We start from the raw sequence: 25,450 nt of genomic DNA on the forward strand, positions 1-25,450 counted from the left end.
TAAAACTATAAATCTGCTAGGCGCACACATCTTGGCAGAATTTTCCTCAACTCGCTCTATTCTTATTAGGAGAATTTTATGGAAACTTGGACGCAGAACTATGCCGCAGTAGGCAATAGCACGGTAATGACCGCGCTGGTTGCCATGTTGCCGATTGTTTTCTTCTTTGTGGCATTGACCAAGCTCAAACTCAAAGGCTATATGGCAGGTTTATGCACCTTGCTCATCGCTTTGGGCGTGGCGATTTTTGCCTTTGGTATGCCTGTTGGCATGGCCATTTCATCGGCGGCTTATGGCTTTGCTTATGGCTTATGGCCGATTGCTTGGATTATTATTACCGCCGTGTTTTTGTACAAAATCACGGTTAAAACAGGTCAATTTGACATTATTCGCGCATCGGTAATCTCTATTACAGAAGATCAACGCTTGCAAATGTTGTTGGTAGGTTTTTCATTTGGTGCATTCTTGGAAGGTGCGGCAGGTTTTGGTGCGCCCGTAGCGATTACTGCCGCTTTGTTGGTGGGTTTGGGCTTTAATCCATTGTACGCTGCTGGTTTGTGCTTGATTGCCAACACCGCACCTGTGGCGTTTGGTGCAATGGGTATTCCGATTTTGGTAGCTGGTCAAGTGTCTAACTTAGACCCATACCATATTGGTCAAGTAGCAGGTCGTCAGTTGCCAATTTTGTCAATCATCGTGCCATTTTGGTTGGTTGCGATGATGGACGGCATGCGCGGTATCAAACAAACTTATCCTGCAGTTTTGGTGGCTGGCGTGTCTTTTTCGGTTACTCAATTCATCACAGCAAACTTCATCGGCCCAGAATTGCCAGACGTTACTTCTGCATTGGTTAGCTTGATTTGCTTGTCTGCGTTCTTGAAAAAATGGCAGCCTGTGGAAATCTTCACGTTCCAAGGGATGAAAAAACCAGAAGCGCGTAAAGAAAACGAATACACCACCGCACAAGTGGTTAAAGCATGGTCGCCATTTGCAATTCTGACCGTATTCGTGAGCTTGTGGACCATTAAAGGCATACAAAAAGTGCTGGATATGGCAACCATCAAAATTGAATGGCCAGGTTTACACAATTTGGTATTAAAAGCTGCGCCAATCGTTGCCGAACCCACTCCTTATGCAGCCGTGTACAAATTAAACTTGTTCAGCGCAGTAGGTACAGCGATTTTGCTGGCAGCGATTGTGTCTATGGTTATCCTAAAAATGAAACCTGCCGAAGCGGTTAAAACATTCGGCGAAGTGTTGTATGAATTGCGCTTGTCTATCTTGTCTATCGGCTTGGTATTGGGCTTTGCGTTTGTAGCGAACTACTCTGGTTTGTCTTCTACATTGGCGTTGTTGTTGGCTGGTACAGGCGCGTTGTTCCCATTCTTCTCTCCATTCTTGGGCTGGGTGGGCGTGTTCTTGACTGGTTCGGATACTTCGGCAAATGCGTTGTTTGGTTCATTGCAAGCCAGCACGGCAAACCAACTGGGCATCACGCCTGAATTGACCGTGGCGGCAAACACCACAGGTGGCGTAACAGGTAAAATGATTTCGCCACAATCTATCGCGGTGGCTTGTGCTGCGGTGGGCTTGGAAGGCAAAGAATCTGACTTGTTCCGCTTTACCGTAAAACACAGCTTAATTTTCTGCATGTTTGTTGGTTTGCTGACCGCCACGCAACACTATTTGTTGCCATGGACGTTGATTTTCTTCTCTAAATAAAATCGCGTAAACACGATAATAAAGCAGCCTGCACTTTTTGTTTAACAGAAAGTGCAGGCTGCTTTATTTAAAAATGCAGGCTGCTTTTGCTATATTCAAAGCAGCCTGCACTTCCCCTATTCATTATCCAAAATATTTTTTATACAAGCGGTCATACGTTCCGTCTTGTTTGATTTCTTCCAAGCCCTTGTTCAACTGGTCGAGCAACTCTTTATCGTTTTGGCGCACCACAAAACCATAATCAAATTGCGGCAATTTTTCGTCTGTCACCACGCGCAAGCCTTTGTCTTTGTATTGCTGTTCATAATATTTGAGCGGCCCAATATCTTCAATTGCCGCTTCGGTGTGACCCGACATAACATTTTTTACCATTAACCAAGTGGTTTCTTTGTATTGAATTTTGTCCACAGGCACACCCTGCTGTTTGGCAAATTCATCGGACGAGGTGCCATTTTTAACCGAAATTTGATATTTTTGTAAATCAGCAAAACTGCGAATCGGCGATTTATCTAAAACCATCACCGCTGTTGTGCTTTTAAAATACGGTGTAGTAAACGCATATTTTTGTTTACGCTCTTCGTTGATGGTCACACCCGCACTCACAATATCCGCCTTATTTTGCGTTAAAGTATCAAAAATACCTTTCCATGTGTGCGCTTCAAATTTCAGCTGGAAGCCACGTTTTTCTGCAATGGCATTTAGCAGTTCAAACTCAAATCCACTTACCTGACCTTTATCATCGCGCAAAATAAACGGCACATAAGTGATTTCTGACACCACCCGATACACTTTGCCCGATGCTTGTGCCACAGCAGGTACACTACTGCTTTCGGGTTGAGCAGCCGTATTTTTGGATTCCGAACACGCAGTCAATGCCAGCATCAAGGTTGCTGCACACATGGTTTTTTTATAATTTCTCATATTGATTCCTATTAAATAATTGTTTAATCTAAAAAATAGATTAGCCGCAACTGTATATCATTTGCTTTATTCGTGTCTACTCTAAAACCAAACGTGCAGGCCGCTTTAAATATACAAAAAGCAGCCTGCACATTCACTTCACTATATAATGCAAACTTTTTTGCAAACAGAGATTCGCTATGACCGACTTCATCACACTCGCGCCACGCCAATTACAATCGCACAACACCGTTGCGCTACCAGGTTCAAAAAGCATTAGCAACCGCACTTTGCTGCTGGCGGCGTTGTCCGACAACACTTGCGAAATCCGCTCGCTGCTCAAATCGGACGACACCGACCGAATGCTAGAAGCCTTGCAACAACTGGGCATTGCGTTGCACCCACAAAGTGCAGGCTGCTTGCGCGTAACAGGGCAAGGCGGCACGTTCCCCAACACACAAGCCGATTTGTTTTTAGGCAACGCAGGCACGGCATTTCGTCCGCTAACCGCCGCATTGGCGATTTTGGGCGGCGACTACCATTTGCACGGCGTACCGCGTATGCACGAACGTCCGATTGGTGATTTGGTGGACGCACTGCGTTTGACTGGCGCACAAGTGGATTATTTGGGCAACGATGGCTATCCTCCGTTGCAAATCCACACGCGCACCGACAACCAAGTCCGCCAAATCCCAATTAAAGGCAATGTATCCAGCCAATTTTTGACCGCTTTGCTGATGGCATTGCCGCTCACAGGTCAAGCGTTTGATATTCAAGTTCAGGGCGATTTAATTTCCAAGCCCTATATTGATATTACTTTGAATTTAATGAAACAATTTGGCGTAAACGTAGAAAACGAAGCGTATCAAACGTTCCGCATTCCAGCCAATGCACGCTACCACGCGCCCGAAATCGTGAACGTGGAAGGCGATGCGTCCAGCGCGAGTTATTTCTTGGCAGCAGGTTTGTTGTCGGGCAAAGCGGTTCGCGTAACAGGTTTGGGCAAAAACGCGATTCAGGGCGATGTGGCGTTTGCGCGTGAATTGGAAAAAATCGGCGCAAGTGTTGTTTGGGGCGATGATTTTATTGAAGTGTCTCGCGCCGAAAATCAAGCCGTTTTGCCGTTTGATTTAGATGCCAACCACATTCCTGACGCGGCGATGACGCTGGCAGTCGTGGCATTAGCAACAGGCGCACCGTGCAGCATTCGCAATATTGGCTCGTGGCGCTTCAAAGAAACCGACCGCATTGCAGCGATGGCAAACGAATTGCGAAAAGTGGGCGCAACGGTAGTGGAAGAACCCGAAGCAATCCACATCACACCGCCTGCCACTTTGACCAACAACGCGATGATTGACACGTATGACGACCACCGCATGGCGATGTGTTTTTCGCTCGTGTCGCTGCTGGGCGTGTCGGTTACGATTAACGACCCAAAATGCACACACAAAACCTTCCCGACTTATTTTGATGTGTTTAATGGGTTGAGTGCGTGATTGAATCGGCAGAATAAGGTGCAGGCTGCTTTATTATTCAAAAAGCAGCCTGCACTATATCTTTACAAATTCTTTACCAATCCACACGCATTGTGATACGCTTGCCCCCCCTGTTTTCATCAATCAAGGAACACAACACATGAACACGCTTCGTTTTTCTTTGGGTTTGTTGGCAGCGACCGTTTTGGCAGCCTGCAATCCCAGCGCACAACAAACCGCCACACCTGCGCCAGCAGCAAGCAACGCCACCGCTTCTGCTCCTGCACCCACAGCCAGCGGCGAAGTCAAAAAAATCGCGATTACGTCTATCGTAGAACACCCGTCTTTGGACGCGATTCGCAAAGGCGTGCTCGACCAGCTCAAACAAGAAGGCTTTGAAGAAGGCAAAAATCTGACGGTAGATTTCCAATCGGCGCAAGGCAACCTCAGCACTGCTGCACAAATTGCCAAAAAATTCGCAGGCGACAATCCCGATGTGATTGTTGCGATTGCTACACCTAGCGCACAAGCCGTTGTAGCAGCAACCAAAACCATTCCCGTGGTATTTTCAGGCATTACCGACCCGATTGGCGCGAAATTGGTGGCATCGTGGGAGCCGTCTGGCACAAACGTAACAGGCACGTCCAACCAACACAGCCTTGAACCCGATTTGGCGTTAATGCGCGATGTTGTGCCAAACTTAAAGCAAATTGGTTATGTATATAGCCCAGGCGAAGCGAACTCGGTTAGCACGCTCAACGCCCTGCGCGAAGAAGCGAAAAAATACGGCATTGAAGTGGTGGAAGCCCCAGCGCAAACCACGTCCAATGTTTTGACTGCTGCGCGTAGCTTAAAAGACAAAGTGCAAGTGTTGTACACCGCGCACGACAACAACGTGGTGGCGGCATACGAGTCAATGTACAAAGCCGCGGTGGAAATGAAAATCCCATTGATTGCGTCCGACACCAAATCGGTGGAACGTGGCGCAGCAGCAGCTGTGGGCGTAGATGACTACAAAATCGGCTTGGCAAGCGGCAAAATGGCAGCGCAAATCTTGAACGGCACGACGGCTGGCAGCATTGCGCCAACCAAACCAACCGAGTTTGAATTGCACTTGAACCCGAAATTTGCCGCAGAACAAGGCGTGCAATTTAATGACGATTTGCGTAAACGCGCGACTCGTGTGATTGAGTAAAACACAAAGTGCAGGCTACTTTGCCCAAAAAAGCAGCCTGCACTTTTTTCTTTTGTGATACAGTTAGCACCATTTTTATGGATTGATTAGCGAGATAACTATGTTCCGCACTAAATTATTGGCAAGCGTGGTGGCGACTGCGTTTGCTGTATCGTCTGCTTATGTGCAGGCTGCTCCGCAAAACAAACCTGCGTCCAATAGCAAAACGCAAACACGCCCAGCAGCAAAAAATCAAAACAACAGCAACACGCGCAAACCCGCGCAGGCTGCTTCATCGCGCAAAAACAATGCGTCTAGCAACAATAAATCTACCGCCAATAATGCGCGTAAACCTACGATAAATAAGCCCGAACGCAGCAAACCTGCATCAAGCAAACCTACCACCAATAAACCTGCGGCTAGCAAACCTGTATCAACCAAACCTACGACATCAACCAAACCCAATGCCAGCAAGCCAGCATCAACCAATACGCGCCCTGTGATTCAGCCCAACAGGGGACGACAATTAGATGACGCTGCCTTGGCAGCCGAAGCAAACCGCTACGAACGAGCCAAAGAGCAAGCCGCAACCATGATGAGCCTGCTAGCTGGCGAAATCGCGCACACACAAGGCGATGCGCGTACTTCGTTGGGCTTGTATTTGACAACGCTCAAACACTCACGCAGCCCAGAAGTGGCAGAACGTGCCATGGAATTGGCGATTCAAGCGCGCGCTTATCCGATTGCCGAAGCGATTTATCAACAATGGCAAGAAATCGAACCGCAATCCAGCCCAGCTTTGCGCCGTTTAGCATTGGGACGCGCGTTGGCAGTGGGCGAAGCCGAACCTGTGGTGCAAACGCTGGAAACGGTGCTTGCTGAATCCAACGCCGAGCAGCAACAGCGTTTGTTTATCATGTTGGCGCAAATGAGCGTGGTGCAAGACGATTTGGCGAAACAAGTAAACCAAGTAGCGCATCGTGCCGCGCTCAAATACCCGCAACTAGCAGAAGCAGCGATTGCCGATGCCTTAATTAGCGCGGCGAACAATCGCGAAAACGATGCTTTGGAAGCCGTGCAGCGTTTGGCAAATGTGGATAAAGAATTGAATTATGTTACCACTTTGGCATTGGGCGTTTTATCGCAAAAACACCCAGAAGTGTTTAATCGCTTTTTTGCAACCACGCCTGCCGACAAGTTGTCTAACGCATGGCGCGTATTGGAAGTGGAAAGCCTGATTACGGCAAAAGAATTTGAACGCGCCGAACAAAAATTATCGGGCTTATTAAGCGACACGCCTGATTCGCGCTTGTATTTTATGGCAGCCAGCATCGCCATGGCGCAAGAGCAAGAAGTGCAAACCGTGTTGGGCTATTTGGACAAAGCCTATCAAATTGGTCAAGCCGAACAAAAAGGCAGAACAGCTTTAACCGCAGCCATTTTCTTGACCCAGTCGGGTAGTCAATATATGGATAACGCGGTTGAGTGGGCGAAAAAAATCCCACAAAATGGCGAATTTTCGTTTGATGCCAATGCTTTATTAGCCAGTTTGATGATAGAGAAAAAACAATGGCAACAAGCCGAACAATACGCCCTTGCTGCCGAAAAAATGCCCGAACAAGAAGGACATTTCTTTTCGCGCCAAGATATTCAGCGCACTTTGTTGTATTTGATTACCAAAACCAAACCGCTTGATGTGGCAATTAAGGAATTGGACAGCCGCCTGAATCAAGCTAAACGCATCACCAACGCCAGCCAGCGCACCGATGCGATTGCGGAAATTTATTACAACCGCGGCTTACTCTACACTTCCCAAGCGCAAACCATGGCAAAAGGCATTGCCGATTTCCGCCAATATTTGAAGCTCAAACCCAACGATGCCAGCGGTCAAAACGCATTGGGCTATTCGCTGCTGGAATGGGATAGCCAATACTTAAACGAAGCGTTTGATTTGATTTACGCCGCCTATCAACAAAACACCGAAAGCGCGGCAATCAACGACAGCTTGGGTTGGGCATACTACAAAAAAGGCGAAGTGCAGGCTGCTTTGCCGTATTTGGAATTTGCCTACGAACATTCTGCCGATGCCGAAACAGGCGCACATTTGGGCGAAGTATATTGGCAGCTCGGTCAAAAAGACGAAGCGCGGCGCGTATGGCAAGAATCGTGGAAAACGCAACCCGATGACGAAGTGCTAAAACGTACTTTGCAGAAATTTGGGATTACGTTCCCAGCCAATCCATAAACCACAAAAAGCAGCCTGCACTTTCCAAATGCAGGCTGAGACCTTTGCAAAACCCCAGATTTGAGTGCAGTTCAAAGTGATAGCATCGCAGAACGCGCAGATAATATTAAAATATTTTCAAGCGTTCGAGAAGCGCATCACGAAGAAATGCACCAAAGATGGGGTTCTGCAAAGGTCTCAGGCTGCTTTGATACTAAATTAGGTCATCATCATGAACAAACTCTGGCTTATCTTGGGCGCAAATCTATTTTTGGCAGCCTGCACATCATTGGACGCGCCCTTGCAAACACAAGCCCCAGCGCAATGGCAAGCGCAACGCAACTGGCAAAGTTTCAGCAGCAGCGGACGCTTTGCCGTTAAAAATGGCAACACTGGGCAATCGGCGCATTTTGATTGGCGCAAAGAAAATGGCGTAGAGCAATTTGACATCAACACGCCATTGGGCAATACAGTTGGGCAGCTTTGCCAAGACGCGCAAGGTGCCATCGCCATCGACCACAACAATCGCGCCTACACCGCAGAAAACGCCGAAGCATTGAGCGCACAGCTCATTGGCTACCCCTTGCCGCTGCAATATTTGAGCGTATGGGCAAATGGCGAATGGGTTGCCAGCGCACCGCATTCGTTTGATGACGCAGGCAGGCTGCACCAATTTGGTTGGCAAATTGAACGCGAAGCCAACGAAGACGGCACACCAAGCAGCCTGCACTTGGAAAACGCACCATTTAGCCTACGCATGGTGTTTAGCGACAACCAACGCCAAGCAGGCAACGCGCCCAGCCAAACCGCCCTTTGTCCAACCCGAAATTGACGAGCGTTTTTATGTTACCGCAACGCCTACCGCACTACCCTGCCCCAGCCAAACTCAATCTAGACCTACGCATCATCGGCAGGCTGCCCAACGGCTACCACGAATTGGAAAGCATTTTTGTGTTGATTGATTTATGCGACACGCTGGCAATTCAATCGCGCAACGATTCACAAATTATCTTGCACACGCCCACGCAAGGCGTATCACCCGAACAAGATTTGACCGTTCGTGCCGCCAAATTATTGCAGCAACACACAAGCAGCCTGCACGGCGCAGACATTTGGTTGCACAAACAAATCCCAATGGGCGGTGGTTTGGGCGGTGGCAGCTCCAATGCAGCAACCGTGTTGTGGGTGCTCAACCAGCTATGGCAATGTCAGCTCAACACCGAACAGCTCATCGCATTAGGCGTACAACTGGGCGCAGACGTGCCGTTTTTCCTGTTTGGGCAAACCGCTTTTGCGCGTGGCATTGGCGAAAAACTGCAACCCATCAGCGTTCCAGCGCAGCATTATGTGTTGGTGCGCCCCGATGAACACGTTGCCACGCCCAACATTTTTGCTCACCCCGATTTACCGCGCAACAGCCCCAGCAACCCCAATCCCACTTGGGAAAACCTGCAACCACATCGCAACGATATGCAAAACATCGTGCTGCAAAGCTATCCAAAAGTGCAGGCTGCTTTTGACCAGCTCGCCCAATATGGCACACCGCGTATGACAGGTTCAGGTTCATGCCTATTTTTGCCATGCGATTCAGCCGAACACGCACAGCAAATCCAAAGCCAATTGCCAAGCAGCCTGCAAAACTGGTATATACAAAACCAAGCGAAGCACCCTTTATTTGAAATATTTTCAAATAGATAAAAATTTATAAATAAAATAGGCTTGACGACTGCGTGCAAAATAAACATAATAAGCGATTTCCAATCGCACAAACGCGATTAAAGTTGGGGATTCGCCAAGTTGGTTAAGGCATCGGATTTTGATTCCGACATGCGTAGGTTCGAATCCTACATCCCCAGCCAAAACCTATTTTATTGGGGATTCGCCAAGTTGGTTAAGGCATCGGATTTTGATTCCGACATGCGTAGGTTCGAATCCTACATCCCCAGCCAAATCAAATGCCTATGTTTTTACGAACATAGGCATTTATTTTTTGATTTAACCCACTTTAACCGCAAATTACAATCGCGTATAATCGCGCACGTCTCGTAAGGGCAAATCTCAATTCTCAATGCGAAAGGGTAACGCATGTTCCCCAATCCCAAAATCCAACCCAATCAATCAGGTGAAGAAATGGCTTTTGATAGCTTAATGGTGTTTACAGGCAACGCCAATCCCGAAATGGCACAACGTGTCGCCAAACATTTAGACACAGCTTTGGGCAATGCGTCCGTTAAAAAATTCTCGGACGGCGAAGTGGCTGTTGAATTATTGGAAAATGTGCGTGGTCGCGATGTGTTCATCTTGCAACCCACTTGCGCCCCAACCAACGATAATTTAATGGAAATTTTGACGATGGCAGACGCACTCAAACGCGCATCGGCAGGTCGTATTACTGCTGCCATTCCGTATTTTGGTTATGCACGTCAAGACCGCCGCCCCCGTTCGGCTCGCGTTCCCATTTCTGCTAAATTGGTTGCCAATATGCTCGAAGCAGCAGGCATCGACCGTGTTTTAACAGTAGATTTGCATGCCGACCAAATTCAAGGTTTTTTCAACATTCCTGTGGACAACATCTATGCCACACCCATTTTGACACACGACATCATGTCGCAACGCATCGACAATTTGTTGGTGGTTAGCCCCGATATTGGTGGCGTAGTGCGTGCGCGTGCTGTTGCCAAAATGCTCAACACCGACTTGGCGATTATCGACAAACGTCGCCCCAAAGCCAATGTTGCCGAAGTCATGAACATTATTGGCGATGTAAATGGCAAAACTTGCTTGCTGATTGATGACATGATTGACACCGCCAACACCTTGTGCAAAGCGGCATCGGCGTTAAAAGAACGTGGTGCAGAACGTGTTTTGGCTTATGCAACCCACGCCGTATTCTCGGGTGGCGCAGTGGAGCGTTTGAATACTTCTGACATCGACCAGGTGGTCATTACCGACACCATTCCATTGTCAGATGCCGCCAAAGCCAGCGGCAAAATCCGCCAAGTTTCGATTGCTGGCTTGCTGGCAGAAACCATTAGACGTATTTCCAACGAAGAATCAGTATCTTATCTTTTCAACGAAGAATTAGTACACCCTAATTCGTTCATTTTGTTGTAGAATACGCGGTTTGCAAGATTTCAGGCTGTCTGAATCGTTTTTCAGGCAGCTTGTTTGTTTGGTTGCAGAGTTGGTCGCAGCTCGGTAGCAACTATTTTTTCATTTAACTTTAAGGAATTAACATGACTGTTATTCAAGCAACTATTCGTTCTGAGCAAGGTACGGGTGCGAGCCGCCGCCTGCGTCATAACGCACAAGTTCCAGCCGTTGTTTACGGTTTGGGCGAAACCAAAGCGATTACCGTTGACCACAAAGAAATGTACTTCGCTTTGCAAAAAGAAACTTTCTTCACGCAAGTGTTGAAATTGAGCATTGACGGCAAAGAGCAAAACGTGATTGTGCGAGATTACCAAATGCACCCTGTTAAACGCCAAGTAACCCACATTGACTTCCAAGCGATTGACGTGAACCAACCTGTTCGCATCAAATTGCCTGTTCACATTGTAAACGCAGAAATTTCTCACGCTGTTAAATTGCAAAGCGGTCGCGTTTCTTTGTTGGTAACCGTGGTAGATTGTTTGGTTGACCCAAAAAATATTCCTGCTGCTTTGGAATTGGATTGCGAAAAAGTGGTGGCTGGCGACATCTTGCACTTGTCTGACATCAAATACCCAGAAGGCGTACAAAGCATTGCATTGAAACGCAATAGCAACTTGGCTGTGGCAACGGTTACAGGCAAAAAACGCTAATCGTATCGCATAATAAAAACCGCTGTTTGATAAATTGAAAACGGCGGTTTTTTGTATAACCAAAGCAGCCTGCACTTTTCTGACCCAAAAACAAAGATTGGGACAAAAAGTGCAGGCTGAAACCTTATATATTGCCCGAAGTTCAAATGGCAGAGAGCGAATCCAAGCGTAGGTATGGCGGTGCAATGCCATGCACGTACCCCATTCGCAGAAATACAAATCAATCTGTAATTAAAGCCTTTTGAATTGTACAAATGTTCAAATTCAAGGGGCTTTAAACATGAAACCAAGAATCTACAAAATCGTATATCGCGAAGATAAATCAATCTACATATTCCGCACACCGCGCACAGAGAAAGAATTTCAGACGTATGAAGAAGCGCGTGCAGCATTCGACAAAGTTCGCAAGCCAAAAGAATGGATTTTGTACTACTCTAAACCTACTTTGTCAGGCTATTTATAGTGGATTAAATTTAGATTAGGACAAGGCGACAACGACCGCCGTGTACATCTAGTACATAAGGGAGTTGGCAACGCTGTACTAATCTAAATTTAATTCACTATATTTTGACTATCAACACAAAATTAAAGCATAGCAATAACAAAGTGCAGGCTGCTTTTTGATACAAAAACACATCAAAAAGCAGCCTGCAATTTTATCCCCAAAATCACTTCCACAAATCCCAAGCAAATTTGCCAATCAACAAACACAGCAACAGCATAAACCCTTTGCGTAACCAAACCGTGCCGCCACGCACCGCCAGCCACGAACCAGTCCAGCCGCCCAATAAATTCGCCACCGCCAACGGAATCGCCCATTCCCACACAATATAGCCATTGGGGATAAAGTAACACAGCGCCGCCAAATTCGTGGTTAGGTTAATGATTTTGGCGGACGCGGTTGCCTGCAAAAAGTCGTAAGCGAAAAATCGGATAAACACAAACGCCAGCAAGCTGCCCGTTCCTGGCCCGAATACGCCGTCATACAGACCAATCGCCGCGCCAGCACCCAAACCCAACAGCCATTCGCGGCGCGTTAAAGCATCGTGGCGCACCAGTTGCCCAAAGTCTTTTTTGGCGAATGTATAGACAAACATCAGCAACATAATCACCAACATCGCAGGCTTCATGTGCTGCACGGGAATCAGAGCCGCTAATTTCGCGCCTCCATACGATGCCGCAAATGCCAACACAGCCGCTGGCAACAGCATTTTCCACGCCAATTTTACTTTTCGCGCATATTGCACCGCCGCCATCAACGTGCCAGCACACGATGCTGCTTTGTTGATACCCAACACCGTTGCCACAGGCAAGTGGGCAGGCAGCAAGCCAAACAAAGTGGGAATTTGCAGCAAACCGCCACCGCCCACCGCCGCGTCCATTAAGCCAGCGGCAAAGCCTGTTAGCAACAATAAAATGAGTGTGAGTTCGTCCATGAAAAATTCCAGTTTAAAAAAAGTTTACATTATAACGCCAAAGCAGCCTACACTTTGAATCAACCAAAATGCAGGCTGCTTTTTGCACAATTTATGAATACGCGCCCCCTGTCTTTAATGATTCAAAATCTTGGATAAAAATAACTGGGCGCGTTCGCTGCGCGGACTACCAAAAAATTCGTCTTTGCTGCAATCTTCAATAATTCGCCCTTTATCCATAAAAATCAAACGGTTCGCTACTTTTTTCGCAAAACCCATTTCGTGTGTTACGCACATCATCGTCATGCCTTCGCGCGTCAATTCCACCATCACGTCCAACACTTTGTTAATCATTTCGGGAGCTAGCGCGGAAGTTGGCTCGTCAAACAACATCGCAATTGGGGTCATGCTCAACGCGCTAATCACAAAATACACCGCGCCAACCACCAAAATATAGGCTTCGGGAAAGGCATTGGGAACAACGTAATACCAAATAAACAACTGCACCAGCAACGGCACATTGCGAAACAAAGTAACATAGGTCGATGTAATGTGGTTTGCCATTTTATTAGGTAAGGTTCGCATCACACCCAATATGGCTGACTTGGCTCGTGCGCCAGCCAGCAACACATCGTCCATCATAAAGGCTTGTACGCGACCGTTTTGCAGCATCAAAAATGCTTCGCCGTGGTCTTTGGCAGAAATAATGTTCATATCCATTTTTTCTTTTTCGTTGTACTCTTTGAGCATACGTTCAGACGTTGTGCCTGCGGTGGTTACAACCGTTTTGCCTTTCAAATCGGGATAATCTTTGATGCCTGATGCTTTATCTATCAGCAAGCGAGTACCAACAACAAAAAAGTTATAAAAAAAAGCCACTTGTTTTTGGCGTTTGATGCCACGCGCGAAATTCTCCCCACATTTTGCAAGATAAACCCACTTATTATTTATTTCATACCGTGCAACAAAGTTTCAAATCCTGCTTATTGCAAGCAGGATTTTTTACAACTGTGCAAATTGAGCAATCTCATCGCTGGCTATTACCTATAAAACCGCTGCAACTTTGATACCATAAACGTTTGGATTTGAATTTATAGCATCAAATATAACAACAGCGACGTTGCAGTCGCTTTTGTTGTTGCAGGCTGCTTGAAATCAGTAGTTACAAATAACCAACTCACCACGCTGTATGCGGCTTTCTGCTTTGCGCCCCACAGAATAAGCTAGCTGCAATTCTGTAATATTAAACTCGGCAAACAATGCGCGAATATCGGGGTGGTCATTAATACTCAACATCATCTTACCTTGCATGGTTCGCATCGTTTGAGCAAGCTGTTCGTATTCCGTCCAATCAAATACACGCTCGTAACCTGTGACTTGCCAGTACGGTGGGTCGGCATAAAAGAATGTATGCGGTCGGTCGTAGCGTTTGACACAACGTTGCCACGGTTCGTTTTCAATGAATACCCCACCTAGCCGTTGTCGTGCAGCCTGCAATTTTTCGGCGATTTGCGTTGCATTCCATGCTTTTTCTGTCGTCGCTGTACCAAATGTTTGACCCGTTGTTTTGCCACCAAAGGTATTGCACTGCAAATATAAAAGAACCGTGCTGCACGTTGAATATCAGTCAGTAATTCGGGTGGCGTAGCGTGCAGGCGTGGGAACGGTGCTCGTTACACCGCCACGCAGCCGTTTTTGTTTTGTCTACCCTGTCTGTGTTTCAGACAGGGTTTTTGCTATTTCAGGCTGCCTGAAAGCTGTTTCGCCAACCCATTCGGACTAAACCGCGCAGGCTGGTCATAACCCAAGCAGCCTGCACACCATTCGCTGCAAAACCATTTTTTCACGTTTTGGCGCAAGGCAGGTAAGGCAATCCCCAAACAGCCAGCCCAATCGTACTTCGCACCTTTGGTTTGAGCGTAAAACTCATGTATGCGCTGCTCAGGCAAATCCACGCGGATTAAATCCCACTTGTCAGGCGGCAAGGGCATGACTTTGAAGCGCACACCGCCGTCTCGGATTGAACTGGAATAGCAGCTATATACGCCATTTACCGTTCTGCCAAACGTGCGCGGTACTTGGGCGCGGTACAATTTGCAAATCTTGGGTAATGTACGCGCCTTGATTTAATGCATTTAAAAAGGCTTGGTGCTGCTCGGCAGTAATGGTTTGCGCGGTTTGAGGTACGGTTTCGTGAATGGTGTCGTCAAAAAATGTTTGTACGCCGTAATCAAAATAAATACTCATCGATTATCTCCTTTAAAAACCGATTGCAAACCAGCGCACTCCGCCAGCCTCTGCACCTGTGTACATTTCTCGTACATAGGCTGTGAAATTGTGATTACGCAAAGTGGCGGCGTTGGTTGGCGTGCCTTGGTAGCCTGCACCGCAGGCGACAACCGACAATACTTTGTTTGGAAATGTAATGGGATAGGTGATATCAAATGTATTATTCCAGCTGGGCAAATCGTTGTAATAGAAACTGCCCCATTGCAAAATTAAGCCATTGGGTAATCGGGTATAGCCGTTATCTGTGGCTTGAACGGCGAACTCATTACGGCGCGTGAAGTAATCGTGCAGGCTGCCGTAAGCTTTTGTCCAAACGCTGGCGGCGCTAACTGTCATTAATTGTTCGTGGCGGTCTTGGTTGATATCGCCTTGTGCTGTTCCCATCAAAGCGATGCGCCATGAGCCGTTGCCTTCGTGGGAAGTTTCAATCCCTGCACGAGTGATTCCGCCTGTTGCTAAATGTAAAAAAGCACTGCCCAAAGCATTGGTATTGTTTATCCAACTGCCATACCAATTATCTGAATGACCTTGAATTTTTAAATTTCCATCAATCGTTCCGCCTGTTTTGGGTAGATATTCGGTGTGGGTGTGCGCTGCTGGGGCAAACGTGGCTGGCTTGCCTGTGATGCTTGCCCATGTGTGAGTGTGGTTACTGGCGGCAAAACGTCCCACAACTTTGTTAATCGCGCCCTCCACCCAACTTTCATAGGCGACGTTTTGATGCTTGGTAACGGTTGGAAAGCGAATGCGTGTTTGTTGCGGATTCTTTTCGGACGAAGTAAACAGAAAATTCAAAGATTTACCGTCTATGCCAGCAGGATTAAATTCAAGTTGCCAGTGTCCACCTTTGACGTTGAATCTCATTTTTTCCCAACTGCTCGTTTCGCCAACAATAATGGGATTGATGAATGTTTTGCTGCCTGCAATGGCTTGGTTGGCAGTTAAACTGACTTTGCTGGCGGCAAGGTCATACGCGGCTTTGACGGCACTGGGTGTCGCAGCTTTGTCGGTTGCGGTGCTGCTGGTAGAAGCTGAGAGCATGACAATGCCTGCCACCGCACCACTGGCTTTATCGATTTCATGCGTATGCGTATTGCTAACGGCTAAATTGGTTGTGGTTGCTGTGATTTTGGACGGTTTACCCAATGACAAAGTTTGATTGTCGCGTAACACGCCACCGCCAGTTAAACCTGCTCCTGCTGTGATAGTGGTGGTTTTGAGTGCGAATTGTTGTGTAGCTGTTTGCTGGTTTGCATGGATTAAATCGTTAATGCGAGCCATTTCTGCTTTGAGCCATGATGTGCGATTGGCGAGCTGGCGTGTGGGCTTATTGTCAATGCCATTTTCACCACCCATCACAGGGTCGGATGTTTCCCATTGGTAAACGCCTGCTTCCCAGACTGGGGTTTCTTTTAAATTTGCCATTTATGCAGTTCCTTTGTTGAATGTGCCGTCGCGCTGGGCTGTGCCGTTGTGGCGCAGGGCAGCAGCACGAAAATCCAATGCTGCCAACACGCAACGTGCTGGTGCAAAAGCGTGTAGTGTTTTGCGTAATAAAGCGGCTTGGTCGTTGGTAATGGTTTGGTTTAATTCAATGCGGTAATGCGCCCAGCGGTCGGCGTGTCCGTAAACGTATTTGCCGTCTCGGCTGATTTTGGCGTTGTGCTGTTTGCTATTTAAGCCTTCCACAAGATTGATTTCACCCAAACCCAAACGCCGCACGATTTCACGGATTGCCCACGGTGTGCCTTTGTAGCGGTGCAATTCATACGCGCCTTTAATTAACCGTCTTCGCGCTTGGTCGCTTTCAGCCAGCCAATAACCGTCCTCGTTCAAAATGCTTCGGCTTTCGGCTAATAGTTCCAAATGCTCGGGGGCGACTAAATCTACTAAACGCGGCATGAGTTTGGGTGTGTCAGCCAAATCTAAACGCAGCCCTAAATCCGCTAAAATTTTGTAGCGTTGGTCGCGTTCAATGATTTCTGCATAGGTCAATCTAGCCATCTTGCCGTTCCGTTGATGTGGTCAATTTAACCGCCGTGCATCTTGCCCATTGATTGGGCTTGATGATTTTCCAATTCGGCTGCGTCAAAACCACGTTATATACGCCAGCGACTTTTAAAACGGACATCACATTAAGCGGCACAATATCGCCACCCAATTTTTCGCGTCTGCGTGTTTCGTAACTTTCCCACGCTTGTTCGGCGGCAGTTTTTACTTCCAGTGCATTTGCGCCTGTGAACAAAACCAGTTCTGCATTGAGCGTGTAATCCACCGTTTCGGGCGCGTTCACCACTACCTTGTCGCACAAAGGGCGTTTCTTTTCGCCCGACACTTCGTTATAGATTTGTGTGAGCAATTCGCGTTCAGGTAGCCCTGTTTTGCTCAAAACCGTAATCGCTACTGTACCGCCAATCGGATTACCCGAACTGTCCAGCGCATTCGCCACATGAACATCACAAATCGCGGGCGACACTGCTCGCGCCCAATACTGATACGCGCCCACCGAACCTGCGACCGAGAAACTTTCAGGCGCAAGCAATACACGCTCGCGGTAGGCTTCATCGCTTTCTGTTTCCGCGCCACCTGTGGGGATATTGATATTTTGTGCTGTGATTTGGTTTGCGCCCGACAACGTACTTTGCAGCGTGTTGATTTGCCCGATTGACCAGCCGTTGCCTTTTGTGCCTGTGGCGGTGCAGGCTGCCTGCAAATCCATTTGCGGATTGCTGGTGGTGAGTTGCCCTTGTTCGGTGGTGGCAAACACGGTTTCGCCTACGGCAACCAACGTACCAACGGGGATATTCACTTCGCTGGTAAATTCGGTAGCGGCAAAGCGTATCGTGCAACGAGCGGCGGACGCTTCCAATCGTGGCGTATTCACGTCATCACCGCATAAATCCAACATCAAACCTGTGGCAAAACGGACGTGTTGTTGCCGATAGGCTTCGTTGATTTGCTGGCGGTTGAGCGTTTCGCGGTAGGCGAATGTGTTAATCAGCAAGCGTTCAATGTGGGCAGGTTGCAGCGTTTTGCCTGTGCGTGATTCGTAATCCGCAATCATTTCCGCCAACACCGTTTCAGGGTTGTCGTCCACGATTTTGACTTCTTCGCGTTTTAAATCGCTCACATTCATGTTGCTGTTCCTGTTGCGTAAATTTGGGTTTGATAGAGTTCGCTGGCGATGTCGTTCGCGATTCGCCATTCCACAATCATCGTGATGTGTGGGGCGTTGCCGCTAAATCGTACGCGTTCTGCTACGGCTCGTTTTTCCCATGTTTGAATCGCCAGCGTGATTTCACGCACCACGTTTGGCACGAAGATGTCTTCGGGCGTGTCCAAATAATCAAAATGGTTTGAGCCGAAATTGGGGCGTAATACGTCTGCGCCTTTGCGCGTGGACAAAATATTGTGGATACATAAATCAATGTCGTCCGCGCCTTGCGTGATGCCGTGTCCGCCTTGTGCGAGCTGCCAATGTTGGGAAATGGGGTGTTCGTAGTTCATGGTGTGATTATGGCTTTAAGACGGCATATTGACTTTTAACGCGCATTAAAAAAAGTCCTGCCGCAATCCGTAGGACTTGGGGGACAAAATTCCCGATGTCGGGAAATTTGGCTATTTTTGACAACGTGTTTACAAAAATGATTACTGCGCGGCAGAAGTTGGCGCACCATCTCCTTGCTCCATGTGAGTATGGTTTTGCAACGAAATATTGCCAGCAGTAATATCGCCTGTTGCTTTCAAGCTGCCTGAAATCGTTGCGGCTGCACCGCCACCACCTGAACCTGCCATACCAGCCGTGTAAGTCAGCAAGCCATTTACCGCCAGCGTTTTTTGTATCACACAATCGGCATCAATCGTAACCGTGCCACTGGTCTTAATCAAAATATCGCCCGTTTTGCGGTTGTGCTGAATGCGTGTGCCGTTGGCATATTGCAAAACGTGCAAATCACGGCTAGTCGCTGGCACAGGGTCAGCCTCATTGTAAATCGCGCCTAAACACACGCCACTTTCGCCACGCGCGTCCAACAGGCAAACCACCAACGCGCCCATGTCAGGCAAACAGTAAAACTGATTGCCACCTGCCGCCAGCGTAATCATGGGCAGCCAATCAGTTTGCAGATTTTCCAATGCTGGCAGCACCACGCGTACAGCGTGTTTTTTATCGTCAATTTCCGCAACCGTACCAAATTGCAATGTGGCGGTAAAATCATGATTTTCAGGCTGCCTGAACATTTTGCTGCTCCGTATCTTCATCTATGTATTCAATCATTTTGACTTCCAATTCAGTCGTATAACCACGTGAATGGCTGTAATCATGTCGCGCTTGTTTGACCAAATATTTCCCTGAAAAATGTCCTATTTTGACTAATTGCACCGTCTGCCCCGCCACCAATAAAGCATGACCAAACAACGACACGCTGCCTGCGCATTGTTCATCCTGCGCGTTGTCTAGTGCAGCTTGGGCGCGGCGGTTTAATTGCGCTTGACTTTCGCCACTACGTGCCACAATTTTAAGCATATCGCTTGTGGTCGGGCGTTTAGCTGGTTTCTTTCGCGATTGACGCCGCGATTTTGTCTTTTTCGTGGACTGAACGGTTTTTTTGGTTTTGTGGTTAAAACTAGATACTTCCACAGCAGTTGGAACGTTTTTAATCGCATCTCGCAATCGGATACGGATTAAGTTTTCAGGCTGCAAGATAGCCACCGCTTTGCGTTCTACCAATTGTTTACGACTTTCAAATACAAGCGTTTTGTTGCCGACAATTTTGAATGTATGCCCATATTCATGTGCCAATCGGGTAAGAAATTCAATATCGCGTTCTTGATATTGGGTAACGCGTTGGATTTTGATGTCCGCCACGCTGCCTGAAACGTTTAATTTCAGTCGTTTGGCTACCATTCGGACAATCGCCGCCAACGTGGTATTTTCATAGGCTTTGGCTTTTAGGGTACGATTGGCTTTGGTAATGCCTGTGCTTAATGCTTTGAGTGTTACTCTGTCGCCGCCGTTTTGACTGCGCTCCCATTCAATCTCCGCAATTTCAAAGTTACCCCAGTTAATCAAGCCTGTGAACTGGTCGCCAGCCGACAAACTCAATTTATCCCCTTGTTCGGGAAACCATGAATGCAACCAACGCCTGTCCGTATCTTCAAATTCAACCTGCAATTCATCTGACTGTTCACCCAAATAATCCGTGTAAGTAAACGATAACAGATAGGGCGCGATGTCGGCTGTGATGTCTTTTTGTTCGTATTGCAAAACAAAATCAGGGCGTGTAACGGGGTGCTGGTTTTCGCTTTTCAGGCTGCCTGAAAGTAAATTCATTATCTCAACCATGGCGGCATTTTCTCCTGATTACGTTGTATTTTTTGCTGTATGACGGGGATAAACACGGTCAAGCCGCTTTCAAACTGTTCCGCAAACGGCAAATGCGGATTAGCTGCAATCAAGCGGTCAATCTCAAAAGCGGTGCCATAATGCTTATGCGCAATCGTGTCCCAACGGTCGCCATCGAGCGTGGTGTAAATTAAAACGCCGTTCATGTTGCATCCTTTCGTGTCGCAATCCATGCGATTAAACCTTGCACGGCTGCTGTGCCGTTTTGCAGACTTTCAGCGGCAGCATCTATCGCGTTTGCACCGTTATTTAGCCAATCTCCTACATTGCCACTGTCAAATCCTGCACGAAGTTCACCGACCGCGTTACCCAGCTGCGAAGCCGCTTGGCTACTTTGTAGTGCGAATTCGGCTACGCCTTTTAAATCGCCCAATTTTGCGGTGATTTCAGGCAGTGTGTTTAATTTGCCCAACGCACCACTTGCCACACCCAATACATCACCCACAATATGCAATGCGCCTGCTGGGTCATGGCGCAACTCTTTGGCAGCCTGAAACAAGCGTTGTGCTTCGTCAATCTCTTTTTCCACCGTGCGATAGACTTTCACGGCTTTTTGCACATTCTCTACGATTGGCGAAACTTGGCTTTTCGCGCTTTCAGGCAGCATTGCCAATAATGGATTTTGGCTGCCTGAAATAATTGCGGGTGTGGGAAGTGGGTTATTTGGGTCGCCCACAAATTCGGTCAGTTCAATGTCCAATTCACGCGCTGCCGTGCGACCATTGCCGTCCATTTGCGTGGTGCGACTGGTCAGCCGTTCAATCACAAACCAGCCGACAAATCGCCCAGAACCGTACACCAAACTTACCGCTTGCTGGACTTCTTTGGCGGCAATCAAGCCCTTGTATGCCGTGTCCACATCGCCCAGTTTCCAATGCAATTTGATGCCGAACCGTAACTCGGTCAAATCATTACCCATCGCTTGCAAACGCGGTCTGCCTTTCAACACATCGTGTTTGGCGAAAGTGGCGGCGTGGGTTTCTTCAAGAGTCGTGAAACTGTTCAATAATTCAAATTTCACATCGCCCAGTTGTGCAAACATCAATAAGCCCTCCGTATTTTTTCTGCCATCATACGTTCAAGCGTTTTTTCAAATTCGTACAATGACATTTGTAAACCTTGCTGCATTTGTGCGGACATATTACCGCCACCATTGATGTTAATCGTGGGGTTGAAATGAATGGTCATTGCACCGCCATTGTTGAATTGTGCTTGGCTGTATTCGGCTCGCGCTTGGCTTAAATTATCCGCATTGGCAGATAGCCGCGCCGACAAATCGCTGCGAAAACCGCTCATTCGTTCGGCAAAACGGTTTTTTAGGTTACTTGCCAGTTGGCGGATTTTGCCAATGGGCTTATCCGCGCTTTTGTTTACGCCAATCGCCAAGCCTTCGGTCATAAATCCGCCATACGAGCGGAAAACACGGCTGGGAGAATGAATTTGCATTGCGCCTGTAAATGCACCTTTCACACGCGCTGCCAAATTTTGCGCCATTGCAACCACGCGTCCAATGCCAGCCGAAATGCCGTTAATCAAGCCGTCAATCATGTTTGCGCCGTAGCTTGCCCATCTGCCTACTTCGCCGCCAAACAATGCCGCAATCGCATTCAAAATGGCACGGATTGCGCCCAAAATAGACCAGTTCATTACCAGCGCAACCATGTTGCTTAATCCGCCTTGCCATACGGATTTAACCTGTTCAATAACCATAAAGACCACATTAAACAGGCTATCAAAAATCATGCGCCAACCGTTGATAATCGCACCGCCAATCGCTTGAACATTCCCCAGTAGTGTTCCCAACATCGCGCCAAAAAAATAGCCAATGCTTTGCGATTTTTGCGCCGTTTCATCGCTAACCAAACCCAGCTCACGAAACCACGCGATAATCGGCTGCACAAATGCCACAGCCAAATCAAATAAACCTTTCCAGCCAGCCCCTATCATTTCCAGCAAAGGCATAATGGGCGCAATACCGTCTTTAAAACCGTCCCAAAAGCCAATAAAAAAGGCTTTAATCGGTTTCCAGTAAATGTAAATCAACGCTGCTGCGGCCGCGACCGCTGCAATCGCCAGCAATACAGGGGCAAAAGCCATTGCGGAAGATAAACTAAATGCCATAATCGCTGTACGAACAGTTGTAAACGCTCGTATTACCTTACCTAAATTGCCTTCAAGCGAGGATAACGCTACACCACCTTGCATGACTGCACGAACCGCAGTAATGCTAGCACTTAAAGCAGCAAAACCACCGCGTACCGAAAGCAATACTGCCATCATACGATTACCCAGCACACGTATGACAAAACCGCCAGAAATGAACGCCAAAATAGCGGCAGTTGTGCCGACAATCGCTTGGGTTAAAACAGGGTGCTGTTGCGCCCAATCGGTCAGCGCATTGACTACGCTGGTGGACAAAACAACAAAACGATTAACGGCTGGCAACAATATTGAGCCAACTGTAATGCCCAGTCCCGTCAAACTGTTTTTTAACAACTGAATATTATTGGCAGTAGTCGCGGCACGTGCTTCATATTCTTTATTCATTGAGCCGTCAAAATTGGCGGCACTCTTCACACCTTCTAAATTTTCTTAACAGTATCAATGCTGGTAAGAAATGGCGCAATACCCAACAAGGACTCGCTACCGAATAATTCTTTCAGTGTTGATGCTTGTTTATATTTTTCTAGTTTTGACACCGCTTCCAGCACTTTCAGCGTAGTGCCTTCCGCATCTTTTTGCATATCTTTGGCGATTTGCTCGTGGTCAAACCCTAATTCTTTCCATGTTGCTTTTTGGCTTTTGGTGGCGGTTTCCCCTGCCACCAGTGCCAACATCATGTTTTTAATACTGGTCGCCGCCATTTCTTCTTGAATACCAAAACCACGCATGGTTGCGCCAAGTGCCGCCACCGTACCTGTGTTGTATCCAGCCACCGTACCAAACGCACCCACACGCTGCACAATTTCCATAATGCATTTGGCAGCAGCAGGTGTGGTATTGCCCAGATAATTGATTTTATCGGCTAGCGTTTCCACGCCACTTTGGTCAAGTTGGAATGCCGAGCGCAATTCCGCCATGGATTGCCCTGCTTTTTCTGCGGAGACATCAAACGCCACGCCCATTTTGGCTGCGCTGTCGGTAAATCTCATCAAGTCGTTTTGGGCAATACCCGATTGACCACCTAACGCCACGATTTTGGCTAATTTTGTCGCGGCCATGGGGATTTTGCGACTCATCGCCACAATATCGTTGCCCATTTACTTAAATTGCTCGGGTGTTTCAAAATCTACGACTTTTTTAACATCTGCCATCGCGCTTTCAAAATCAATTGCCAACTTAACAGGCAATATCAATGCACCAGCCGCAGAGACTGCGTTTTGCCATTGCCCTTTTAAATTTTGCCATTGTTCTTGATTGCCAATTTTACGCGCTGCGATTTTGGCAAGCTGTTCGTGTTTGCGCGTTAATTTATCAATTGCTTAACCAACTTGATTGTATTGCCGCCACAAATGCGCGGCAGATGTACTGCTCAAACGGTCTTTATTGCGCTCTAATGATTCGCCTAATTCCTTTTGTTTAGCGGTTAAATTCGTGGTGGTGGATTTGAGCGTATTCATCGCCTTGCCGATGTTGGTTAAACCCGACAATGCGCCGTCAACCACCGCCGACACGCTAATAGATAAACTTAAATCTGAAGCCATGTATTATAATTTCCGTGTTAAAAACTTGTTTATTGACAAGGTGCTTATCATGATTTTTATTTGGGGCATAATGGTTTTGGCTTTGCTGCTGTTTCTGCCATTGCTTGCAGCAACGGTATTGGCTGGCATTGCCGATGTATTCCGCGCTGCGTTTGGTAAAGATGATGCCGACACCAATAACGGCTACTGCCGCGATTTACAGCACGAAATTGCTGCCGAACGTGAGCGCAACGCCTAATCCTATTTCTGATACTTCGCCTTAATTTGCCGATTGACTTCATCTAGCCAGTCGGCAAATTCATCTAATGGCAAATCGTAAATCTCTTGCACACTCCACCCAAACCACCATGCCATATCGGCGCAAGCAGCTAGTAATTCTTGATTGAGCTGCTGCGAACTTTTCGGATTACTCGTCTTCTTCGCTACGAAATGTGGCTTGAATGGCTTCCAAATCTTTCAAATCCAACATATCCAAATCTTCGGGAACAAGACCCGTAACACGCGACACCAACGCCAAACCTTGTTCCGCCTCGTTGCCGATGTGCATGACTGCACGCAAATCACCCACACGCGGACGGCGCACAGTTACTTTGTTCAGCGTTTGCCCTGTCGCCAAGCGCATGGGATATTTCAGCGTTACCGTGATTTCGCCGTTCAATTCTTGTTTGATTTGTTGTGCTTGTGTCATGATTTTTCCTTAAAAAATGTCGTAAAAACAGGTGTATTTTATTTTCAGGCAGCCTGAAATGCTTTTAACGCGCATTAAAAAAAGTCCTAGCGGACAGCAACCCACTAGGACTTTTAAATTCAAAAATCAAACTCTACGCGCCAATATTTTTGCGGAACTGGCTCAACACGTCCACACCGTCCACGCGGTATTCGTTTTTGAGTGCGTTAAAATACAAGGTTTCACGTCCGTCCACCACCTGACGAATTTCCACCGCCTGATAAGTGCTGCTAAATTCCGCTTTTTCATGCGGTTTGTAGCCACCCAGCGCGTTTTTGCTGAACCATGCCGACACGGTGGTCACAATCGGCACTTCTTTTGCCAAGCCAGTCGCATCAAAAGTTTGCAAATTGCCGCGCACCATCAGTTGCACCGCTTTAAATGGGTGGTTAATAATCCGCGCCGCATCAGGATAAAAGGCATTCCAAGTGATTTCGCCTTCGGGGGCTTCCACGCCGCTGGGCAATTTCACGCCAGCGAACATACCCAAACCTGTGTAATCATCTTGCTTGATTTCAAATTCAGGCAGCTTAAATTCTTTTGCACGACCAAGTTGCGAAACACCGTTCACATACACGTTGGCATTGTAAATTGCGTTGATTACGCTCATTTT

At 47.5% G+C, this 25,450-nt stretch carries 30 protein-coding genes and 2 tRNA genes; 12 read left to right on the forward strand and 20 right to left on the reverse strand.

The window, feature by feature from the left end:
- Nucleotides 1-78: 78 nt before the first annotated feature.
- The gene (locus DQN52_RS09255; protein WP_003786268.1) at nucleotides 79-1,722 is read left to right on the forward strand and encodes a lactate permease LctP family transporter; all 1,644 of its coding nucleotides are present in this window, start codon (nucleotides 79-81) and stop codon (nucleotides 1,720-1,722) included.
- 123 nt (nucleotides 1,723-1,845) lie between these two features.
- On the opposite strand, the gene DQN52_RS09260 is transcribed toward DQN52_RS09255, so the two are convergent.
- Entirely contained in the window at nucleotides 1,846-2,643 is a 798-nt protein-coding gene (locus tag DQN52_RS09260) for a transporter substrate-binding domain-containing protein (protein ID WP_003786266.1), read from the reverse strand.
- A gap of 179 nt (nucleotides 2,644-2,822) precedes the next feature.
- Between DQN52_RS09260 and aroA the strand changes: the two genes are divergently transcribed.
- From aroA to DQN52_RS09310, 10 genes are all read left to right on the forward strand, one after another.
- Nucleotides 2,823-4,118 carry a 3-phosphoshikimate 1-carboxyvinyltransferase gene (gene aroA, locus DQN52_RS09265; protein ID WP_003786264.1) on the forward strand — a complete coding sequence of 432 codons (1,296 nt, stop codon included), beginning with the start codon at nucleotides 2,823-2,825 and terminating at the stop codon, nucleotides 4,116-4,118.
- 139 nt (nucleotides 4,119-4,257) lie between these two features.
- Nucleotides 4,258-5,292: an ABC transporter substrate-binding protein gene (locus DQN52_RS09270; RefSeq protein ID WP_003786263.1), complete on the forward strand. Its 1,035-nt coding sequence runs from the start codon at nucleotides 4,258-4,260 to the stop codon at nucleotides 5,290-5,292.
- Nucleotides 5,293-5,392: 100 nt separating this feature from the next.
- Nucleotides 5,393-7,516 (forward strand): tetratricopeptide repeat protein, encoded by a 2,124-nt coding sequence (locus DQN52_RS09275; RefSeq protein WP_003786261.1) that lies wholly within the window; start codon nucleotides 5,393-5,395, stop codon nucleotides 7,514-7,516.
- A 211-nt stretch (nucleotides 7,517-7,727) separates the two neighbouring features.
- Nucleotides 7,728-8,327 (forward strand): outer membrane lipoprotein LolB, encoded by a 600-nt coding sequence (locus DQN52_RS09280; protein WP_003786257.1) that lies wholly within the window; start codon nucleotides 7,728-7,730, stop codon nucleotides 8,325-8,327.
- Between the two features lie 11 nt (nucleotides 8,328-8,338).
- Nucleotides 8,339-9,193, forward strand: a complete 855-nt coding sequence (ispE, locus tag DQN52_RS09285; RefSeq protein ID WP_003786256.1) for a 4-(cytidine 5'-diphospho)-2-C-methyl-D-erythritol kinase — start codon at nucleotides 8,339-8,341, stop codon at nucleotides 9,191-9,193.
- Between the two features lie 84 nt (nucleotides 9,194-9,277).
- A tRNA-Gln gene (locus DQN52_RS09290) sits at nucleotides 9,278-9,354 on the forward strand.
- A 13-nt stretch (nucleotides 9,355-9,367) separates the two neighbouring features.
- Nucleotides 9,368-9,444 (forward strand) — tRNA-Gln (locus tag DQN52_RS09295).
- 181 nt (nucleotides 9,445-9,625) lie between these two features.
- Nucleotides 9,626-10,609 carry a ribose-phosphate pyrophosphokinase gene (locus DQN52_RS09300; protein WP_174259093.1) on the forward strand — a complete coding sequence of 328 codons (984 nt, stop codon included), beginning with the start codon at nucleotides 9,626-9,628 and terminating at the stop codon, nucleotides 10,607-10,609.
- 122 nt (nucleotides 10,610-10,731) lie between these two features.
- Nucleotides 10,732-11,298, forward strand: coding sequence for a 50S ribosomal protein L25/general stress protein Ctc (locus DQN52_RS09305; RefSeq protein WP_003786252.1), 567 nt, complete (start codon nucleotides 10,732-10,734; stop codon nucleotides 11,296-11,298).
- 280 nt (nucleotides 11,299-11,578) lie between these two features.
- Nucleotides 11,579-11,761, forward strand: a complete 183-nt coding sequence (locus DQN52_RS09310; RefSeq protein WP_003786250.1) for a hypothetical protein — start codon at nucleotides 11,579-11,581, stop codon at nucleotides 11,759-11,761.
- Nucleotides 11,762-11,966: 205 nt separating this feature from the next.
- Here the strand turns inward: DQN52_RS09310 and DQN52_RS09315 are convergent, their stop codons facing one another.
- The 16 genes from DQN52_RS09315 to DQN52_RS09390 form a co-directional block, all read right to left on the reverse strand.
- The gene (locus DQN52_RS09315) at nucleotides 11,967-12,734 is read right to left on the reverse strand and encodes a sulfite exporter TauE/SafE family protein (RefSeq protein ID WP_003786248.1); all 768 of its coding nucleotides are present in this window, start codon (nucleotides 12,732-12,734) and stop codon (nucleotides 11,967-11,969) included.
- A gap of 114 nt (nucleotides 12,735-12,848) precedes the next feature.
- Nucleotides 12,849-13,553 carry an ABC transporter permease subunit gene (locus DQN52_RS11520; protein WP_407928298.1) on the reverse strand — a complete coding sequence of 235 codons (705 nt, stop codon included), beginning with the start codon at nucleotides 13,551-13,553 and terminating at the stop codon, nucleotides 12,849-12,851.
- Between the two features lie 315 nt (nucleotides 13,554-13,868).
- On the reverse strand, nucleotides 13,869-14,306 hold the full coding sequence (locus tag DQN52_RS09325) for a DNA adenine methylase (RefSeq protein WP_003789006.1): 438 nt from the start codon (nucleotides 14,304-14,306) through the stop codon (nucleotides 13,869-13,871).
- A 143-nt stretch (nucleotides 14,307-14,449) separates the two neighbouring features.
- On the reverse strand, nucleotides 14,450-14,806 hold the full coding sequence (locus DQN52_RS09330) for a hypothetical protein (RefSeq protein WP_003789002.1): 357 nt from the start codon (nucleotides 14,804-14,806) through the stop codon (nucleotides 14,450-14,452).
- On the reverse strand, nucleotides 14,751-14,960 hold the full coding sequence (locus DQN52_RS09335) for a hypothetical protein (protein WP_032133698.1): 210 nt from the start codon (nucleotides 14,958-14,960) through the stop codon (nucleotides 14,751-14,753). The genes DQN52_RS09330 and DQN52_RS09335 overlap by 56 nt, the downstream gene beginning before the upstream one ends.
- A 12-nt stretch (nucleotides 14,961-14,972) precedes the next feature.
- Nucleotides 14,973-16,427, reverse strand: coding sequence for a gp53-like domain-containing protein (locus DQN52_RS11230; RefSeq protein ID WP_111694417.1), 1,455 nt, complete (start codon nucleotides 16,425-16,427; stop codon nucleotides 14,973-14,975).
- Complete coding sequence (locus DQN52_RS09345) at nucleotides 16,428-17,006, reverse strand: phage tail protein (RefSeq protein WP_071461649.1); 579 nt, start codon at nucleotides 17,004-17,006, stop codon at nucleotides 16,428-16,430. It lies immediately after the preceding gene.
- Nucleotides 16,999-18,138: a baseplate assembly protein gene (locus tag DQN52_RS09350; RefSeq protein WP_111694450.1), complete on the reverse strand. Its 1,140-nt coding sequence runs from the start codon at nucleotides 18,136-18,138 to the stop codon at nucleotides 16,999-17,001. The genes DQN52_RS09345 and DQN52_RS09350 overlap by 8 nt, the downstream gene beginning before the upstream one ends.
- Entirely contained in the window at nucleotides 18,135-18,509 is a 375-nt protein-coding gene (locus tag DQN52_RS09355; RefSeq protein ID WP_071461646.1) for a GPW/gp25 family protein, read from the reverse strand. Before DQN52_RS09355 ends, DQN52_RS09350 begins: the two co-directional genes overlap by 4 nt.
- A 141-nt stretch (nucleotides 18,510-18,650) precedes the next feature.
- Nucleotides 18,651-19,262, reverse strand: coding sequence for a phage baseplate assembly protein V (locus DQN52_RS09360; protein ID WP_080733735.1), 612 nt, complete (start codon nucleotides 19,260-19,262; stop codon nucleotides 18,651-18,653).
- The gene (locus DQN52_RS09365; RefSeq protein ID WP_032827571.1) at nucleotides 19,225-20,334 is read right to left on the reverse strand and encodes a phage late control D family protein; all 1,110 of its coding nucleotides are present in this window, start codon (nucleotides 20,332-20,334) and stop codon (nucleotides 19,225-19,227) included. The genes DQN52_RS09360 and DQN52_RS09365 overlap by 38 nt, the downstream gene beginning before the upstream one ends.
- Nucleotides 20,334-20,552: a tail protein X gene (locus tag DQN52_RS09370; RefSeq protein ID WP_003785084.1), complete on the reverse strand. Its 219-nt coding sequence runs from the start codon at nucleotides 20,550-20,552 to the stop codon at nucleotides 20,334-20,336. The genes DQN52_RS09365 and DQN52_RS09370 overlap by 1 nt, the downstream gene beginning before the upstream one ends.
- Nucleotides 20,549-21,448 carry a phage tail protein gene (locus DQN52_RS09375; protein ID WP_003785083.1) on the reverse strand — a complete coding sequence of 300 codons (900 nt, stop codon included), beginning with the start codon at nucleotides 21,446-21,448 and terminating at the stop codon, nucleotides 20,549-20,551. The genes DQN52_RS09370 and DQN52_RS09375 overlap by 4 nt, the downstream gene beginning before the upstream one ends.
- Nucleotides 21,448-22,983, reverse strand: coding sequence for a phage tail tape measure protein (locus tag DQN52_RS09380; RefSeq protein ID WP_269148473.1), 1,536 nt, complete (start codon nucleotides 22,981-22,983; stop codon nucleotides 21,448-21,450). The genes DQN52_RS09375 and DQN52_RS09380 overlap by 1 nt, the downstream gene beginning before the upstream one ends.
- A gap of 5 nt (nucleotides 22,984-22,988) precedes the next feature.
- Nucleotides 22,989-23,666, reverse strand: coding sequence for a phage tail tape measure protein (locus DQN52_RS11525; protein WP_003788929.1), 678 nt, complete (start codon nucleotides 23,664-23,666; stop codon nucleotides 22,989-22,991).
- 222 nt (nucleotides 23,667-23,888) lie between these two features.
- Nucleotides 23,889-24,110 carry a hypothetical protein gene (locus DQN52_RS09390; protein ID WP_032827923.1) on the reverse strand — a complete coding sequence of 74 codons (222 nt, stop codon included), beginning with the start codon at nucleotides 24,108-24,110 and terminating at the stop codon, nucleotides 23,889-23,891.
- A gap of 49 nt (nucleotides 24,111-24,159) precedes the next feature.
- On the opposite strand from DQN52_RS09390, the gene DQN52_RS09395 reads away from it, so the two are divergent.
- Nucleotides 24,160-24,348: a hypothetical protein gene (locus DQN52_RS09395; protein WP_032827925.1), complete on the forward strand. Its 189-nt coding sequence runs from the start codon at nucleotides 24,160-24,162 to the stop codon at nucleotides 24,346-24,348.
- A 2-nt stretch (nucleotides 24,349-24,350) separates the two neighbouring features.
- Here DQN52_RS09395 and DQN52_RS09400 read toward each other — a convergent pair whose 3' ends face one another.
- From DQN52_RS09400 to DQN52_RS09410, 3 genes are all read right to left on the reverse strand, one after another.
- Nucleotides 24,351-24,464 carry a GpE family phage tail protein gene (locus DQN52_RS09400; RefSeq protein ID WP_003792207.1) on the reverse strand — a complete coding sequence of 38 codons (114 nt, stop codon included), beginning with the start codon at nucleotides 24,462-24,464 and terminating at the stop codon, nucleotides 24,351-24,353.
- A 52-nt stretch (nucleotides 24,465-24,516) separates the two neighbouring features.
- Entirely contained in the window at nucleotides 24,517-24,798 is a 282-nt protein-coding gene (locus DQN52_RS09405) for a phage tail assembly protein (RefSeq protein WP_003785080.1), read from the reverse strand.
- Between the two features lie 133 nt (nucleotides 24,799-24,931).
- The gene (locus DQN52_RS09410) at nucleotides 24,932-25,447 is read right to left on the reverse strand and encodes a phage major tail tube protein (protein WP_003785079.1); all 516 of its coding nucleotides are present in this window, start codon (nucleotides 25,445-25,447) and stop codon (nucleotides 24,932-24,934) included.
- Between the last annotated feature and the right edge of the window lie 3 nt (nucleotides 25,448-25,450).

The sequence above is a fragment of the Kingella kingae genome (assembly GCF_900475905.1).
Classification (GTDB): domain Bacteria; phylum Pseudomonadota; class Gammaproteobacteria; order Burkholderiales; family Neisseriaceae; genus Kingella; species Kingella kingae.